Here is a 15,430-nt window from a genome sequence, read left to right as displayed (position 1 = left end):
CGCTTGCGCTCCACCCATCCTACGAGGCCAATTAAAGCGTGCGTGCGACTTCTTCAAGCGCGCCCGATGCTGCGTCAATGATCGCATGTATATCGGCATCCGTCATCGGGGTCGACAAGGCCATCAACCCGTTGCCCGCAGCCAGCACGCCGTAATTGAGAAATGCGCGATTGAAAACCGCCTGACGCCGCGCTTCCTCGTCGCTCAGATAGGCCGAGCGATAGTCGCGGACCGGCCGATCGGCGAAATGAATCTTGAGCAGCGAACCCAAGCCCACCGTGCCGCCGGGCACGCCGTGGCGCTTGAACGCGGCGTCGATGCCGGAGCGAACCGCCTCACCCATCGCATCCAGCCGCGCAAACGCCGCATCGTCGAGCAACTCCATTGCAGCGATCCCTGCCCGCATCGTCACGGGATTGGCGGAGAACGTGCCGCCATGCGGCAGCGCCGGCTTGCCCGAGCGCGGATCGAACACCGCCATGACGTCCCTGTGGCCGCCGATCGCGCCGACCGGAAAGCCGCCGCCGATGATTTTTCCCAGCGTGGTCAGGTCGGGGGCGATGTTCCAGAGGCCCTGCGCGCCGCGATAGCCCAGGCGAAACGTAATCACCTCGTCGAAGATCAGCAGCGCGCCGACCTCGCGTGTCACGTTTCGCAACGCCTCCAGATAGGCCCGGTCCGCCGGTGCGAGGCCGGCACGGTTCGGCATTGGATCGACGAGCACGCAGGCGAGCCCCTCGCCATGCTCGCGGATCAGGCTGACGGCCGCCTCCGTGTCGTTGAAGGGAATGGTGACGACGTCGGCCAGCACATTTTCGGGCGTGCCCTTGGCATAGGCGACCGATACCGGCGCGTTGCGGCCCCAGGCTTCCGGCGTGGGGTCCAGGCTCACCTCGGCATAGTCATAGGAGCCGTGATAGGCGCCCTCGCATTTGGCGATCTTGGGACGGCCGGTATGCGCCCGTGCCGCCTTCAGCGCCATCATCACGGCCTCGGTGCCGGAATTGGCAAACCTGACTTGTTCGACCGACGGCAAACGCGACACCAAAAGTTCGGCGAGATCAACCTCGGACGCGGTCGGCAGACCGAATGCGGACCCCAACGCCAATTGAGCAGTCGCCGCCTTGATCTGGGCAGGATGGGCGTGGCCGTGGATCTGCGACGTGAAATTGTTGATGCAGTCGATGTAGACGTTGCCGTCGAGATCCCAGACCCGGCAACCCTCGCCGCGCGCGGCGTAGATCGGATAGGGCTTCATGAACACGGTGGTGCGGGTGTTGCCGCCGGGCAGGCTCGCCAGTGCGCGGTCGTACATTTTTTGCGAGGACGAGTTCGGATCCGGGTACATGCACAAATCCATCCAGAGGTCAGGTGTACATCAAAAACACAATCGTCCCGACGATCAAGGTCGCGGCCATGAATAGCAGCACTGCAGGAAGGCCGAAGATCGTCGCGACCACCCCCGTCGTGGATTGCATCAGCGCGGCGCCAAGGAAGAACGCGAGGTTGATCGCGGACAAGGCTTTGCCGGCATTCTGCGCGCCGGCCAGTTGTTGTGTCATGCCGAAGAGCAGCGGCTGTGCCGAGATAGCGAGGCCGATCAGCACCAGGAGCACGCCGTCAAATAGCGGCGGCAATGCGGTCACGCCCAACAGTTCCGACAGCGGATAATGCGGCGCGCCGGCGGCCATCAGGACGAGCAACAAGGCTACGAGGGAATGGGCAGCGGCCAGCAGCTCGCGCCGGTGGCCGATGGTGCGATCGAGGATTCCCACCAGCACCGGTCCGGCGATCAACGCGAGCGTGAACAGGCCAAGCGCATTGCCTGCTTCAATCCGGCCAAGCGCCTTGATCTCCATCAGCCATGGGCCGCCCCACAATCCGCGCAACACCAGCGTGGCCGCCAGCGAGACCAGCGCCAGCGCGATTAAGCCGCGAAGCGGACGCGACAGGCCGATTCGAAGGACCTCAGCCATTTGCGACAGCGGCGAGGAATTATCCGCGTGCGCAGCCGGCTGTTTCGGAACCAGTGCAAACACGGCAATCGCCACCACGGCACCAAAGCCCGCGGAGATCCAGAAACCCGCGCGCCATCCCCAGAGTTCGACGACAAAGGCCAGCGGGCTCGCCGACAGCAGCATGCCGATATTGCCGATCGACAGGATGATCCCGGACCACAGGCCGAACCGCGCCGCCGACATCTGTTTTGCAGCCAGCGTCATCGGGCACATCAGCATGCCCGAGGTGGCGACGCCGAGCAGGAACTGCCCGAACAGAAAGCCCTCCGGCCCGGTGGCGAGCCCCGACGCCAGCGCGCCGACGATGGTTCCCGCGAGCAGGCTCAGGGAAACTGGCCGGACGCCGAAGCGATCCATCGCGGCGCCGACCGGGATCTGCGATGCGGCGAAGGCGAAATGGTAGATCGAGGTGAGGCTCGCCAGCGTCTGCGGGGCGGTGCGGAAGTCGGCCGCCATCACGTCGAGGCTGATCGCCGGAATCGTCCGCAGCAGCGTCGACAGCATGTGGCCGCAGGCCAGCGCCAGAAGCGCAAAAATCAGTGCGCGGATGTTTATCCCCGCGTCATCGGCCTTGCCGTCCATGAGCCGTCTCGCCCCAAAACTGTCTTGGGGCGAGGTATCACCAATAGGGTGGGAACGCGAATCCTCCCGCTTGCGACGATCAGTTCCGGTGGAACACCAATGTCCTGAGCTCGATGCTTTCGCGCGGGGCTGCGTCGGCCGGCGTGGTCGGATCGGTGAAGGCGGTATGCGGCCCGAACCGCGTGCGGCCGTCGGTTGCGGAATCGTAGCACTTCAGCAGCAGCGCCTCGTCAGTCCTCATTTCCGGAATGTAGTACCAGCGATGGTTCGGATTGTATTTTACGGAATAGGTCTCGCCACTGCGGTTCGGATAGATCAGATCGGAGGCAATGAGATCGCCCGCCTCGACCGTCTGGCCGTCGCACATCGCAAGCGGCGTATCGCGCAAGGGCCCGCGGATCGGCCGCCAGACATTGATGACCTGCACGCGTCCCTTCAGAAGTTCGTCGGCCTCGACGGGCAGATGTTCGCGAACGCGGTTGGCGCCTGATTTATCCGTCTGGTCGACATGGACGCGCGTGGCCGGCTGGCGCGGCCCGGCGCCCCTGACATCCGCGGCGCCCTGGACGCGCTTGCGCACGGTGTGGTCGAAGATGACAACGCGATCGGCCTTGAGCGTTGCCTTCAGGAAGGCCTCCACGGCGGGATAGTAGACGCCTCTCACTTCCTTATCGTCATAGAAATCCTTGACGATGGTGGGATGGCGGACCAGCGCAAAACCTTCGCGGTCCAGCGAGAGGTTGCCGGCGATCAGGCGCGCATCGAAGATCGGGACGTTGTGCGGTTCGGGCAGCGCGGTTGATTTGGGTTCGCCCGGCGGCGGATCGAAGGCGTAGGTGCGGGGCTTTCCCGGTGTCGGCGCGAGATAGTTCAGTTCGGCCGTGACGAAGGGAAGCGATTCGAGTTTTGCTTGTTGCAGGCCCATGGTGGTCTCCTGGACTCCATTGTTTGTTCTGTTTGATCTTGGTCCGGCCGCCGAGCCTCACAAGGCGCTTTAGAAAATAGCAACGTTGCCATTCCCGACCGCGGCAAACGGGAAAAATCCTTGTCTGAAGTGCCCACCGAACCGCATGGTATTTCCGGCGTTCACGCGTTCGTCAGAGGACGCGAGCGCGCGTTACAGGGCGTGCTTGATCCTGCCGGCGCGCGGAACCATGATGCCTTTCGAGCCGATCAACCCTTCGGCCCAACCAGCGGCACGGAAGACCGCGAGCGGGAGAACAACATGCAAGTCACGATGAAAGATCGCGTCGCCGTCGTCACTGGTGGCAGCAGGGGGATTGGGCTCGCCGTCGTGCGGCGATTTGCCTCCTCCGGCGCCAGGGTCGCGATGCTGGCGCGCGGCGCACAGGACCTCAAGGCCGCGCGGGAACCGCTGATCAAGGACGGTCTGGAAGTTCGCGACTATGTCTGCGACGTCTCAAAAGCGGCTGATATCGCGAATGCGCACGAAAAGATCGTCGCCGATCTCGGCCCGGTCGACGTCCTCGTCAACAATGTGGGCACGGCGCGGACGATGGCGTTCGAGAACATCTCCGACGAAGCCTGGCAGGAAGACCTCGACCTCAAACTGTTTGCCGCGATCCGCTTCTCCAGGCTGGTCTGGCCGGGCATGAAGGCGCGCAAATGGGGCCGCATCATCAACGTGCTCAATACCTACGCCAAGGCGCCGGCGGCGGCGTCGGCGCCCACCTCGGTATCGCGGGCGGCCGGCATGGCGCTGACCAAGGTGATGGCGAGCGAAGGCGGCGAGCACAACATCCTGGTCAATGCGATGCTGGTCGGCCTGATCATGAGCGATCAATGGGTGAAGCGGCACGCCTCGCAGGCGCCCGACATGGATTTCGAGGTGTTTGCCAAGAACCTCGCCAAGGGCACCCCGCTGGGGCGCATCGGCACGGCGGAGGAATTCGCCAACCTGGCGTGTTTCCTGGCCTCCGAGCAGGGATCGTTCATCACCGGCACCGCCATCAATGTCGATGGCGGCCGCTCGCCGGTGGTGTAGCGTAGGGGCTGCATCCTTCGAGACGCGCGGCGTTGCCGCGCTCCGCAGGATGAGGTCAACCTAGCTGGGCGCAGCGCCCCGCAAGACAAAAAGGCCCCCGTCGCCGGGGGCCTTCTCGCTTTTCTTAAACCGCGTCCTTGGCGGCCTTGACCGGGCGGGCCCGGACGATCTTGCGGGCCGGCTTGGCCTTGAACATCATTTCCTCGCCCGTGAAGGGGTTGGTGCCCTTACGAGCCTTGGTCGCGGGCTTCTTGACCACGACGAACTTCGCGAAGCCGGGGACGAGGAATACCCCGTTCTTCTTGAGCTCCTTGTGGCCGACGTCAACGAGCGCTTCCATCACGCCCTTGACCTCTTTCTTCGAAACTTCGGTGGTGGTCGCGATCTTCTCGATCAGCTGCGACTTAGACATTTGGGTAGCCATGGTTGCTCCATTGATTCTGGCACAGGCGACGATATGGCGGAAACCGCCTAAAAAACAGGGTTTCCGACATTCTGCACAGCTATCTCGCTAGTCGAGTTGAAGTGATTCGTCCAATTTTGGCTGGTTTTTAGGCCTCCAAAGCCGCCGGGCCCCTGTTTTTAAGGGCTTTCAGACACCTTTTCGGGGCAGTTTTTCCACAATCTCAGACTGCGCATGCCAGAAATTCAATTCTGGCGAGCCGCAACCTTTTGCGCCCTTCCGAAAAATTGAGCAGGCTGAACAGGCGGTAAGCACGTTGATTTCAGAAAGGATTTTCCGCTTCGCACAGCGATTAGAAAATGACTCGCGTTCGCCTTCCATCGTAACATCCCCCTCAAGGCGGACGCCTGAACGGTCCGCCATCAATATCACCTCCGGAGATTTCGCATGGATTTGACGCGCCTTGAGATCAATCGCCGCACCGCGCTGCTGACGTCGGCGGCCATCGCGGCCAACGTGATCAATCCGATGCGGGCCTTCGCGCAGGAAACGCCGCGCAAGGGCGGCGTGTTCAACGTCCATTACGGCGCCGAGCAGCGCCAGCTCAATCCGAGCATTCAGGCTTCCACCGGCGTCTACATCATCGGCGGCAAGATCCAGGAAAACCTCGTCGATCTCGACGCCAACGGCCAGCCGGTCGGCGTGCTCGCCGAAAGCTGGGAAGCCTCGCCCGACGGCAAGACCGTGACGTTCAAGCTGCGCAAGGGCGTCACCTGGCACGACGGAAAACCGTTCACCTCGGCCGACGTCGAATTCACCGCCATGAACATGTGGAAGAAGATCCTCAATTACGGATCGACGCTGCAGCTCTTCCTCACATCAGTCGAAACGCCGGACGAGCAGACCGCGATCTTCAAATACGAGCGACCGATGCCGCTCAATCTCCTGCTGCGCGCCCTGCCCGACCTCGGCTACGTCTCGGCCAAGCACCTCTATGAAAGCGGCGACATCCGCCAGAATCCAACTAACCTTTCACCGGTCGGCACCGGCCCGTTCAAGTTCGTCAAATATGAGCGCGGACAATACATCATCGCCGACCGAAACGAGAATTACTGGCGGCCGAACGCGCCCTATCTCGATCGCATCGTCTGGCGCGTGATCACCGATCGCGCAGCGGCTGCGGCACAGATGGAGGCCGGCGAGCTGCATTACTCGCCGTTCTCAGGCCTGACCATTTCGGATCTCGCGCGGCTCGGCAAGGACAAGCGCTTCATCGTCTCGACCAAGGGCAATGAAGGTAACGCGCGCACCAATACGCTCGAGTTCAACTTCCGCCGCAAGGAATTGTCCGACATCAAGGTTCGCCGCGCGATCGCGCATGCGATCAACGTCCCGTTCTTCATCGACAATTTTCTCGGCGATTTCGCCAAGCTCGGCACAGGCCCGATCCCCTCGACCTCGACTGATTTCTATCCGGGTGCGAACACGCCGCAATACCCCTACGACAAGGCCAAGGCCGCAGCCCTGCTCGACGAAGCCGGCTTCAAGGCAGGCCGCGGCGGCACGCGGTTCTCGCTGAAACTGCTGCCCGCGCCCTGGGGCGAGGACATCTCGCTGTGGTCGACCTTCATCCAGCAGTCGCTTGGCGAGATCGGCATTCCCGTCGAGATCGTCCGCAACGACGGCGGCGGCTTTCTCAAGCAGGTCTATGACGAGCACGCCTTCGATATCGCGACCGGCTGGCACCAGTACCGCAACGACCCTGCCGTCTCGACCACGGTCTGGTACCGCTCGGGTCAGCCGAAGGGCGCGCCCTGGACCAACCAGTGGGGTTGGGAAGACAAGAACGTCGACAAGACCATCGACGACGCCGCGACCGAAGTCGATCCGGCCAAGCGCAAGGCGCTCTATGCCCAGTTCGTCAAGGAGGTGAATACGGAGCTGCCGGTCTGGATGCCGATCGAGCAGATTTTCGTCACCACGATTACGGCAAAGGCACGCAACCACTCCAACACCCCGCGCTGGGGCTCGGCGAGCTGGCACGATCTTTGGCTTTCCGCCTGACACCTTATCCGCCAAGATAGGTCTATGCGCATCCTTGGCCTAGCGGGGCGGCGGCTCGCCGCCTCGATCCCGACCCTGATCCTGATCCTGATCGGCGTGTTTCTGCTGCTGCAGTTCGCACCGGGGGACACTGTTGACGCGATGATGGCGCAGATGGGCGGCGGCGACGCCGCGACCGCCAAGGAGCTGCGAAAATTCTACGGGCTCGACCTCTCGATCCCGGCGCAACTCGGCAACTACCTTTGGCGGCTGGTGCGGCTCGATCTCGGTTTTTCCTCGATCTACGGCAAGCCGGTGGCGTCGGTCATCCTGGAGCGGCTGCCGCCGACGATCCTCTTGATGACCGCGTCGCTGTCGTTCGCGTTCTTCTTCGGGCTTGTGTTCGGCGTGATCGCCGCCCGCGCCGTCAACCGGTGGCCGGATACGCTGATCTCCACCCTCGGACTGATCTTCTATGCGACGCCGTCGTTCTGGTTCGGTCTGATGGCGATCGTGGTATTTTCCGTTTACCTGCAATGGCTGCCGCCCGGCGGGTTCGAGGACATCGGCACGGTGCGAACCGGCATCTGGCGCGTATTCGACATTGCAAGCCACCTGGTGCTGCCGACGCTCACCCTCGGGCTGATCTTCCTCGCGATCTACCTGCGCATCATGCGCGCCTCGATGCTGGAAGTGCTCAACCTCGATTATGTCCGGACCGCGCGCGCAAAAGGCCTCGACGAGACCCGCGTGGTGACGCGGCACGTGCTGCGCAATGCGCTATTGCCGATGGTGACGCTGATCGGGCTGCAGGCCGGCACCATGCTGGGCGGATCGGTGGTGGTCGAAAGCGTGTTCTCGCTGCCCGGCCTCGGGCGGCTGGCCTATGAATCGGTGGTGCAGCGCGACCTCAATACGCTGCTCGGCATCGTGTTCGTCTCGGCGCTGCTTGTGATATCAGTCAACTTCGTCGTCGACCTGATCTATGCGCGGCTCGATCCGCGCATCACGGCGGGTTAACGCGATGGATGCGGTCAAGCGCTATTTCAGAAGTCCCGCCGCGGTCGCAGGCCTGATCCTGCTCGTGATCGTGATTGCGATGGCGATCTCGGCCGGCTGGTTCTATCCACGTGATCCCCTGGCGCTGGCCGGCCGCCCGCTAATCTGGCCGTTCTCCAATCCACGCTTTCTGCTCGGCACCGACAATTCGGGCCGCGATATCGCCGCGCAGATTTTCTATGGCGCGCGCATCTCGCTCCTGATCGGTGGCGTCGCCACGGCAATCGCTATCCTGATCGGCATCCTCGTCGGTGCCTTCGCCGGCTATTATGGCGGCTGGGTCGACAACGTGCTGATGCGGATCACCGAGGCGTTCCAGACGCTGCCGAACTTCGTGCTGCTGCTGGTGCTGGTCGCCGTGTTCGGCTCGACGCTGACCACCGTCACCATCGCGGTCGGCGTGGTGTCATGGCCGGCGCCGGCGCGGCTGACCCGCGCGGAATTCCTGTCGTTGCGCAACCGCGAATTCGTCCAGGCCGGCCGGACGCTGGGGATGAAAAACATCCAGCTCATCTTCGGCGAAATCCTGCCCAATGCGCTGCCGCCGGTCATCGTCTATGCCAGCGTGGTGATGGCAGTCGCGATCCTGCTCGAAAGCGCGCTGGCCTTCCTGCGGCTGTCCGATCCCAATGTGGCGTCCTGGGGCAATCTCATTGGCCTCGGCCGCGACGTGCTGCGGTTGCAATGGTACGTCTCCGCGATCCCCGGCCTCGCCATTTTGGTCACCGTGCTCGCGGTGTCGCTGGTCGGCCAAGGGCTCAACGACGCGCTCAATCCGAGGCTGAAGGGGCGATGAGCGAGCAAGAAGCCATCCTCTCGCTCGAGCATTTGAGCGTCCGCCTGCCCCGCGGCGCTGATCGGACGCATGCGCTCCGGGATGTGTCGCTGGAGATCGCGTCCAACGAAATCCTCTGCGTGGTCGGCGAATCCGGCTCCGGCAAATCGATGATGGCGAATGCCGTCATGCGGCTGTTGCCCAATGAAGTGACGATCGACGGTGGCCGGGCACTGTTCGAAGGCCGCGATCTCTGCGCGGCATCCGTTGCCCAAATGCGCGAGGTGCGCGGCGCCGGCATTGCCATGATCTTCCAGGAGCCGATGACGGCGCTCAATCCGCTGCGTACCATCGGCGACCAGATCGCCGAGATGTTCTCGATCCATACCGAATTGTCAAAAGCCGAGATCGGCGCGAAGGTGCTGGCCCTGCTCGCGGACGTGCGGATTCCCGATCCCAAGGTAGCGGCGAAAGCCTACCCGCACGAGCTATCCGGCGGACAACGCCAGCGCGCCATGATCGCGATGGCGCTGGCGCTCGATCCAAAACTGCTGATCGCGGACGAGCCGACCACCGCGCTCGACGTCACCACGCAGGCGCAGATCCTGAAATTGATCCGCGACCTGCAGCAGCGCCGCAGAACAGCGGTCATGTTCATCACCCATGATTTCGGCGTGGTCGCCGAGATCGCCGACCGCGTGGTGGTGATGCAGCACGGCGTCATCGTCGAACAGGGAATGGCAACCGACGTGCTGCACCATCCGCAGCATGCCTATACCAAACAGCTCATTGCCGCCGTCCCGCCGCTGAAGGCGCCGCCGCCGCGTGCGCTCGCAGCCGACAATATCCTGACGATTGAGGATGTCTCGAAAACCTATCGCACCGGCGGCTTTTTGGGACGCGGTGCGCGGGTGACGCCGGCCGTGAAGAACGTGTCGCTCAGCCTGCCGCGTGGCGCAACGCTCGGCATCGTCGGCGAATCCGGCTCGGGCAAATCGACGCTGGCGCGCTGCATCGTGCGGCTGATCGATCCGGACAGCGGGTCGATCGTGCTCGATGGCAATGACTGGGCGAAGATGACGCGCGAAAAAGTCCGCCGCGAGACGCGCCATATCCAGATGGTGTTCCAGGACCCGTTCGCTTCGCTCAATCCGCGCCGCAAGGCGGCCGAGTTGGTGGCGCAGGGCCCGATCGTGCACGGCACGCCGCGCGCGCAGGCGATTGCGGATGCCAAAGAACTGTTCGCGCTGGTCGGGCTCGATCCTTCCTCTGCCGATCGCTATCCCCATGAATTCTCCGGCGGCCAGCGCCAGCGCATCGGGCTGGCGCGGGCACTGGCGCTGAAGCCGGATGTGCTGGTCGCGGACGAGCCGGTGTCGGCGCTCGATGTTTCCGTGCAGGCGCAGGTGCTGAAGTTGCTTGCTGAATTACGCCAGCGGCTGGGGCTCTCCATCGTCTTCATCACGCATGATCTGCGTGTGGCCGCACAAATCTGCGACCTCGTCGCCGTGATGAAGGACGGAGAAGTGGTGGAGCACGGGCTCGCAGGCGAAGTGTTCGGCAACCCGCAGCACGCTTACACGCGGGCGCTGCTCGATTCGATTCCGGGTGGGGAGTTTGCGAGGGAGCACGATACAGCGGCGGTGTAGCTTCTCCCTCTCCGCTCTTGCGGGGAGAAGGAGAAGTTCAGGCCATCTCCCTCGCATCTCGGCGGCGGTAGACCAGCAGCATCAGCGGGGCCAGTTTGCGCAAAATGCCGTGGCCCACGATCGGCACCGGCCCGGTAAACGGCAGCGCCAGCTCGTTTTCCGGCACGCCGCGGACGGCCTTGGCGAGTTCATTGCCGAGCGGGATCGTCAGCGCCACGGCGCGGCCGTTGCAGCCGGTCCAGCCATAGGCGTTGGGACCGAGCTTGTGAATGCGCGGCAGGAAATCCGTGGTCATGCCGACATAGCCGTTCCAGACGTAATCGAACGAGACCTCGCCGATCTGCGGCCACAGCCGCTGTAAACGCTCCGTGACGCGCGCCTTGATCCGCTCCACCTTGTTGCCGGGGCCGACCACCGCGCCGCCGGTGACGAGGCGGTTTCGGGCGTCATAGCGCGCGAAATAGAGTTCGCCGTGGGTGTCCGACATCGCCTGCCGGCCGGGAATGATGGTCTTGCGGACATTATCCGACAGCGGCTGCGTTGCCATCTGCCAGGACAGCACCGGCATCACCTCGCGCGCGATGTCAGGCACAAGCGACTTCGAAAATTCGCCGCTGTAGGCGTTGGTTGCCACGACAAGCGCGCGGCCGGAAATCTCGCCCTTTGCCGTCTTCACCACCCAGCGGTCGTTCCGGCGCTCAAAGCTTTCTGCCGGCGAGCGCGCATAGATGCGAGCGCCGAGTTCGAGCACGGTGCGCGCGAGGCCGCGGGCCAGCGCAAGCGGATTGATGTGGCCGCCGGTCCTGTTCCAGAAACCGCCGAACCATGCATCGGACCCGAGCATGTCCCGCGTCTGTTCGCGCGACAGCAACTCAACCGGCGCGCCGAACTTCGACCATTGCCGCACCCGCCGCTCCGCGATCTTGATGCGGCCGGGCGAATGCACAGGCTGAACCCAGCCGGCCTGTTCCCCTTCGGCATCGATGTTGTAGCGCCTTGTCACGTCGAACAGATACGAAGCACTGTCGCGCAGCATGCCGACAAAACGCTCTCCCGCCTCGCCGTGCTTCGCAACAATGTCCTCCGGATCGGGCCGCGACAGCGTCGGGATCACCTGGCCGTTGTTGCGGCCCGATGCACCCCATCCCGGTTCCGCTGCCTCGACGATCGCGACATCGACGCCCGCTTCGCGCAGATGCAGCGCGGTGGAAAGGCCGGTGAAGCCGCCGCCGATCACGATCACGTCCGCCTGCTGCGTGCCGGTCAGTTCGGGCAATTCAGGCCCCGATGGCGTCATCGCCGCCCACAGCGAATTGGGCCAGCGGACGTTACTCTTATTCATCGGTATCCTTTCTTGCAGGCAACTGATCGTTCTGCTTAGTTTAGCCCGCTAATCAGCCTCAAGGAATAACAGAGTGGCACTCAAAAACGTCATCGGAATCGATCACGCCGTGGTCATGGTGAAGGATCTCGACAAGGCGGCCGAGAATTACAAGCGGCTGGGCTTCACCGTATCGCCGCGCGGCACCCACAGCGCGCATATGGGATCGGGCAACTACACCATCATGTTCGACCCTGATTATATGGAATTGCTCGGCGTGCTCAGGCCGACTGAACATAATGAGCCAGCGCGGGCGTTTCTCGAAAAGAGCGGTGAAGGCATCGAGCGTATCGCCTTCACCGCCGTGGATTCGGCGCGGGGCGCGGAAGAAATTCTCGCGCGCGGTTATGTCCCTGTTGGCCCGACGGATTTCGAGCGGCCGGTGACGCTGCCGGATGGCACGGAATCCGAAGCCAGGTTCCGGACCTTTCAATGGCCGACGGTGGAAGCGCCGGGCGGCCTGCGCATCTTTGCCTGCCAGCACAAGACGCGCGAGACGGTCTGGATTCCCGAACTGATGAAGCATGCCAACGGCGCCAAGCGCCTGAAGCAGGTGCTGATCGTCGCGCCGGAGCCGGCCAAGGAGGCCGCGCTTATGTCCAAACTGATCGATCGTGACGTTCGCAACGAGTCCGATGGCGCTATCGCGGTACCCTCGGGAGGCGATCGTGCCGACTTCGTGTTCCTGACCAAGGACCAGCTCGGCAAGCGCTACGCGAACGTATCGCTGGCCGGCCTGCCCGAACGCGGTGGCGCGGGGCTCGTGATCGTGGCCGATGTCGCGGCGGCGCAGAAGGTGCTGGGCGCGACCGGCGTGAAAAGCGCTGGCGGCGTGGTGGTGCCACCGGCTGAAGGCAACGGCACAATGCTGGCGTTTGTGAAGGGGTAAGGAATGCCTCCTGTCCCGGACGCGGTGCAGCCTAGGCGATGCGAAGCATCGTCCGGCAACGCTGCTCCGCAGAGCCGGGACCCACAGCCGCAAAGCGTGGACCCCGGATCAGCAGCGCATCACGCCGCAAGCGGCGCGCTGCGCAGCATCCGGGGAACGCGACAGCCCGCTACTCCGCTGGCGCTGCCGCTGGCACTTGCGCGCTGTAATCCACGCTCGGACTCGTCTTCGCCAGTGCGAACAGGCCCCCGGCCATCACCACATAAGCCAGCGCCACCCCCGGCGTGACGCCGAGCCCGCCACCGATACCGACGGCTTCGCCGTGCATGAAGCCGAAATAGGTCATGACGGCGCCGGCCAGCGCGAAGGCAGAGGCTTTAAGAAAATCGCGTTCGATCACGAACACGCCGATCGCGCCCAGCACGAGGCCGGCGAGGATCGAGCCGCCGCCCATCACTTCGAGCCCGTGATAAAGCACGCCCTGCTGCGGCAGCGCTGCAATCGCGGCAGTCTTCACTGCATCCGCCTTGTCGGCGGCAAGTCCGCCGACCGACTGGGCCGCTGATATCGTCGAGCCGAGCATGGTGTCGACCTGCAGTTTTGCCCATGCGGCGAGATGCGGCGTCAGCGCCAGCACGATCGCGGGTGCGTGCTTGGCCGGCGTGGTCTGGAACGCCTGCGCACCGATCAGCATGCCGATATAGAGCAGGATCGGCGAGATCGCGACCACGGGCACCAGCGCCAGCAGCACCGAGATGATGCCGAACCAGCTCAGCAGCACCACCATGATGCCGGTCGCCGCCGAATAGCCGATCCGGCCGCCCATCGCCTTCCAGCCGGGATGGCCGATATAAACAGCGTTGATGAAGGGATTGCCCATTAGGCAGCCGATCAGGCTGACGACGCCGTCGGCGGTCAGCACGCGCGTCGTCGGATATTCGTCGCCGGCCGCTTCCGCGCTTTCGACATTGTCCATGGCTTCGACGAGGTCGTAGATGCCGAATGGGATCGCGGTCACCAGGATGATGCCGAGGAATTCGAAGCCGGAGAAGACGAGGCCGAAGGCCGGCAGCGGCACCGAGAAGCCGAAATTGGCAAAGGCATCGCCGACGCCCTTCAGACTCAGGCCACCGAGGCCGAGACCGAACAGGTTCGAACCCCAGGCGATGAGCATGCCGGCCGCGATGGCGACGAGACCCGCTGGAATTCCTCTCGGATACTTCACGCCGCCGAACCAGGCGACCAGGATGATGGCAAAACACACCAGCCCGATCTGCGGCGTCATGAACATTTCCAGCGCCGGCCGCATCGAGATGAAGGTGACGGAGACACCGGCGAGCGTGCCGAGCAGTGCCGCACGCGGCGTAATCTTGCGAATATACGGCGCGATGAACCCGCCGATCATGAGAATAAAACTCTGGAAGAACACCCAGACGAGACCTGCCGACCAGCCCTTGATCGGATCGCCCGTCTTGAGCGTGATCGGCAGCATGATCACGAAGGTGACGATGAACATGTGCGGCACGCTGACGCCCGACGGCAGCGCGCAGACATCGTTACGGCCGGTCTTCTGCGCGAGCTTGTAGGCGAGATACGCATAATAGAAGGTGGACAGGCACATCATCAGGCCGAGCGCCGGCAGGATGCGGCCGAACACGATGCTGTCAGGCATCTTGAGCACGAAGCGCAACAACCCGGTCAGCACCAGCATGTTGACGAGGATGTTGGTGCCGAAACCGAACAGCGCGTTCCAGTCGCCCGGCGTCCACAGCGCCGGCTTGAAAGTGGATGTGCCTGCAGTCTCCGTCGTGCCCGTGCTCATCGTAATCCCCCCGCTACTGCCGACCTTGGAATCTCCGGTAAAAGTGCCTCCAGCACCGCGGCCGAGTCCGAGACCCAGCCGAAGATGCCGCCCTGGGCCTTGATCATCTTCAGGCCCATCTCATGAAACTCTGGAAAATAGGATGCGCAGCCATCTGCCAGCACCACGCAGCGATAGCCGCGATCATTGGCTTCGCGCACCGTGGTGTTGACGCAGACCTCAGTGGTGACGCCGCAGACCAGCAAATTCTCGATGCCGTAGCGCTGCAGCACGTCGCCGAGCTCGGTGGCGTAGAACGCGCCCTTGCCCGGCTTATCGATCACGATCTCGCTGTCGAGCGGATACAATTCGGGAATGATGTCGTGGCCGGCCTCGCCGCGAATGAGAATGCGACCCATCGGCCCGGGATCGCCGATACGCAAAGACGGCGCGCCGCGCTCGACCTTGGCCGGCGGCGCGTCCGACAGATCGGGCAGATGGCCCTCGCGGGTATGAATAACCAGCATGCCGGCCGCGCGCGCCGCATCCAGCACGGAGGCGATCGGTTTTACCGCTCGTGCAAGCTGGCTGACGTCATTGCCGAGCGTCTCGCCGAATCCGCCCGGCTCCATGAAATCGCGCTGCATGTCGATGATGAGGAGCGCGGTCGCCGCCCAGTCGAGCTCGATCGGCTCCGGCTCTGCTGCGAGCTTTGCTGAGTTCGCCATGACGTACGCGCCCCGAACGAGAGAACTCTTCGGGAGAAGTCAAGCAAGGCCCATGCCATTGTGTACAATGGCGCCAGGCGATCGGTCTGGAGAAAAT

Annotated in this window: 14 protein-coding genes; 6 read left to right on the top strand and 8 right to left on the bottom strand. The window is 63.5% G+C overall.

The genetic code is table 11. The features are described 5' to 3' along the window. Positions 1–31: 31 nt before the first annotated feature. The 3 genes from IVB22_RS14260 to IVB22_RS14250 form a co-directional block, all read right to left on the bottom strand. Positions 32–1,348, bottom strand: coding sequence for an aspartate aminotransferase family protein (locus IVB22_RS14260; protein WP_247517974.1), 1,317 nt, complete (start codon positions 1,346–1,348; stop codon positions 32–34). Between the two features lie 19 nt (positions 1,349–1,367). After that, positions 1,368–2,600, bottom strand: coding sequence for an MFS transporter (locus IVB22_RS14255; protein ID WP_247517973.1), 1,233 nt, complete (start codon positions 2,598–2,600; stop codon positions 1,368–1,370). Positions 2,601–2,679: 79 nt separating this feature from the next. Further along, on the bottom strand, positions 2,680–3,525 hold the full coding sequence (locus IVB22_RS14250; protein WP_247517972.1) for a CmcJ/NvfI family oxidoreductase: 846 nt from the start codon (positions 3,523–3,525) through the stop codon (positions 2,680–2,682). A gap of 129 nt (positions 3,526–3,654) precedes the next feature. Here IVB22_RS14250 and IVB22_RS14245 point away from each other — a divergent pair, with 129 nt between their 5' ends. Beyond that, a complete protein-coding gene (locus IVB22_RS14245; protein WP_308200398.1) occupies positions 3,655–4,605 on the top strand; it encodes an SDR family oxidoreductase in 951 nt (316 codons plus the stop codon). A 124-nt stretch (positions 4,606–4,729) separates the two neighbouring features. Here the strand turns inward: IVB22_RS14245 and IVB22_RS14240 are convergent, their stop codons facing one another. Continuing rightward, entirely contained in the window at positions 4,730–5,029 is a 300-nt protein-coding gene (locus IVB22_RS14240; RefSeq protein WP_027536409.1) for an HU family DNA-binding protein, read from the bottom strand. Positions 5,030–5,197: 168 nt separating this feature from the next. Next, on the bottom strand, positions 5,198–5,431 hold the full coding sequence (locus IVB22_RS14235; RefSeq protein WP_247517971.1) for a hypothetical protein: 234 nt from the start codon (positions 5,429–5,431) through the stop codon (positions 5,198–5,200). Between the two features lie 24 nt (positions 5,432–5,455). Here IVB22_RS14235 and IVB22_RS14230 point away from each other — a divergent pair, with 24 nt between their 5' ends. The 4 genes from IVB22_RS14230 to IVB22_RS14215 are packed head-to-tail and all read left to right on the top strand — an operon-like array spanning position 5,456 to position 10,534. Continuing rightward, complete coding sequence (locus IVB22_RS14230) at positions 5,456–7,072, top strand: ABC transporter substrate-binding protein (protein ID WP_247517970.1); 1,617 nt, start codon at positions 5,456–5,458, stop codon at positions 7,070–7,072. Positions 7,073–7,096: 24 nt separating this feature from the next. Further along, entirely contained in the window at positions 7,097–8,071 is a 975-nt protein-coding gene (locus IVB22_RS14225; RefSeq protein WP_247517969.1) for an ABC transporter permease, read from the top strand. Positions 8,072–8,075: 4 nt separating this feature from the next. Continuing rightward, entirely contained in the window at positions 8,076–8,906 is an 831-nt protein-coding gene (locus IVB22_RS14220; RefSeq protein ID WP_247517968.1) for an ABC transporter permease, read from the top strand. Beyond that, positions 8,903–10,534 carry an ABC transporter ATP-binding protein gene (locus IVB22_RS14215; protein ID WP_247517967.1) on the top strand — a complete coding sequence of 544 codons (1,632 nt, stop codon included), beginning with the start codon at positions 8,903–8,905 and terminating at the stop codon, positions 10,532–10,534. The genes IVB22_RS14220 and IVB22_RS14215 overlap by 4 nt, the downstream gene beginning before the upstream one ends. A gap of 37 nt (positions 10,535–10,571) precedes the next feature. Here IVB22_RS14215 and IVB22_RS14210 read toward each other — a convergent pair whose 3' ends face one another. Next, a complete protein-coding gene (locus IVB22_RS14210) occupies positions 10,572–11,876 on the bottom strand; it encodes an FAD-binding oxidoreductase (RefSeq protein WP_247517966.1) in 1,305 nt (434 codons plus the stop codon). A gap of 73 nt (positions 11,877–11,949) precedes the next feature. Here IVB22_RS14210 and IVB22_RS14205 point away from each other — a divergent pair, with 73 nt between their 5' ends. Beyond that, a complete protein-coding gene (locus IVB22_RS14205) occupies positions 11,950–12,804 on the top strand; it encodes a VOC family protein (RefSeq protein WP_247517965.1) in 855 nt (284 codons plus the stop codon). Between the two features lie 169 nt (positions 12,805–12,973). On the opposite strand, the gene IVB22_RS14200 is transcribed toward IVB22_RS14205, so the two are convergent. After that, a complete protein-coding gene (locus IVB22_RS14200) occupies positions 12,974–14,626 on the bottom strand; it encodes a regulator (protein ID WP_247517964.1) in 1,653 nt (550 codons plus the stop codon). Beyond that, positions 14,623–15,333, bottom strand: coding sequence for a cysteine hydrolase family protein (locus IVB22_RS14195; protein WP_247517963.1), 711 nt, complete (start codon positions 15,331–15,333; stop codon positions 14,623–14,625). The genes IVB22_RS14200 and IVB22_RS14195 overlap by 4 nt, the downstream gene beginning before the upstream one ends. Positions 15,334–15,430 lie beyond the last annotated feature (97 nt).

This window comes from Bradyrhizobium sp. 190 (assembly GCF_023073415.1).
Lineage (GTDB): Bacteria > Pseudomonadota > Alphaproteobacteria > Rhizobiales > Xanthobacteraceae > Bradyrhizobium.
The sequence above is the reverse complement of the archived record's forward strand: the minus strand, read 5'-3'. Positions and strand labels throughout refer to the sequence as shown.

Bases quoted from the DNA above. Each gene is read 5' to 3' on its own strand.
- IVB22_RS14215 (WP_247517967.1), top strand. From the start codon at position 8,903: ATGAGCGAGCAAGAAGCCATCCTCTCGCTCGAGCATTTGAGCGTCCGC.
- IVB22_RS14220 (WP_247517968.1), top strand. From the start codon at position 8,076: ATGGATGCGGTCAAGCGCTATTTCAGAAGTCCCGCCGCGGTCGCAGGC.
- IVB22_RS14200 (WP_247517964.1), bottom strand. From the start codon at position 14,626: ATGAGCACGGGCACGACGGAGACTGCAGGCACATCCACTTTCAAGCCG.
- IVB22_RS14235 (WP_247517971.1), bottom strand. From the start codon at position 5,431: ATGGCGGACCGTTCAGGCGTCCGCCTTGAGGGGGATGTTACGATGGAA.
- IVB22_RS14250 (WP_247517972.1), bottom strand. From the start codon at position 3,525: ATGGGCCTGCAACAAGCAAAACTCGAATCGCTTCCCTTCGTCACGGCC.
- IVB22_RS14210 (WP_247517966.1), bottom strand. From the start codon at position 11,876: ATGAATAAGAGTAACGTCCGCTGGCCCAATTCGCTGTGGGCGGCGATG.
- IVB22_RS14260 (WP_247517974.1), bottom strand. From the start codon at position 1,348: ATGTACCCGGATCCGAACTCGTCCTCGCAAAAAATGTACGACCGCGCA.
- IVB22_RS14195 (WP_247517963.1), bottom strand. From the start codon at position 15,333: ATGGCGAACTCAGCAAAGCTCGCAGCAGAGCCGGAGCCGATCGAGCTC.
- IVB22_RS14230 (WP_247517970.1), top strand. From the start codon at position 5,456: ATGGATTTGACGCGCCTTGAGATCAATCGCCGCACCGCGCTGCTGACG.
- IVB22_RS14225 (WP_247517969.1), top strand. From the start codon at position 7,097: ATGCGCATCCTTGGCCTAGCGGGGCGGCGGCTCGCCGCCTCGATCCCG.
- IVB22_RS14240 (WP_027536409.1), bottom strand. From the start codon at position 5,029: ATGGCTACCCAAATGTCTAAGTCGCAGCTGATCGAGAAGATCGCGACC.
- IVB22_RS14255 (WP_247517973.1), bottom strand. From the start codon at position 2,600: ATGGACGGCAAGGCCGATGACGCGGGGATAAACATCCGCGCACTGATT.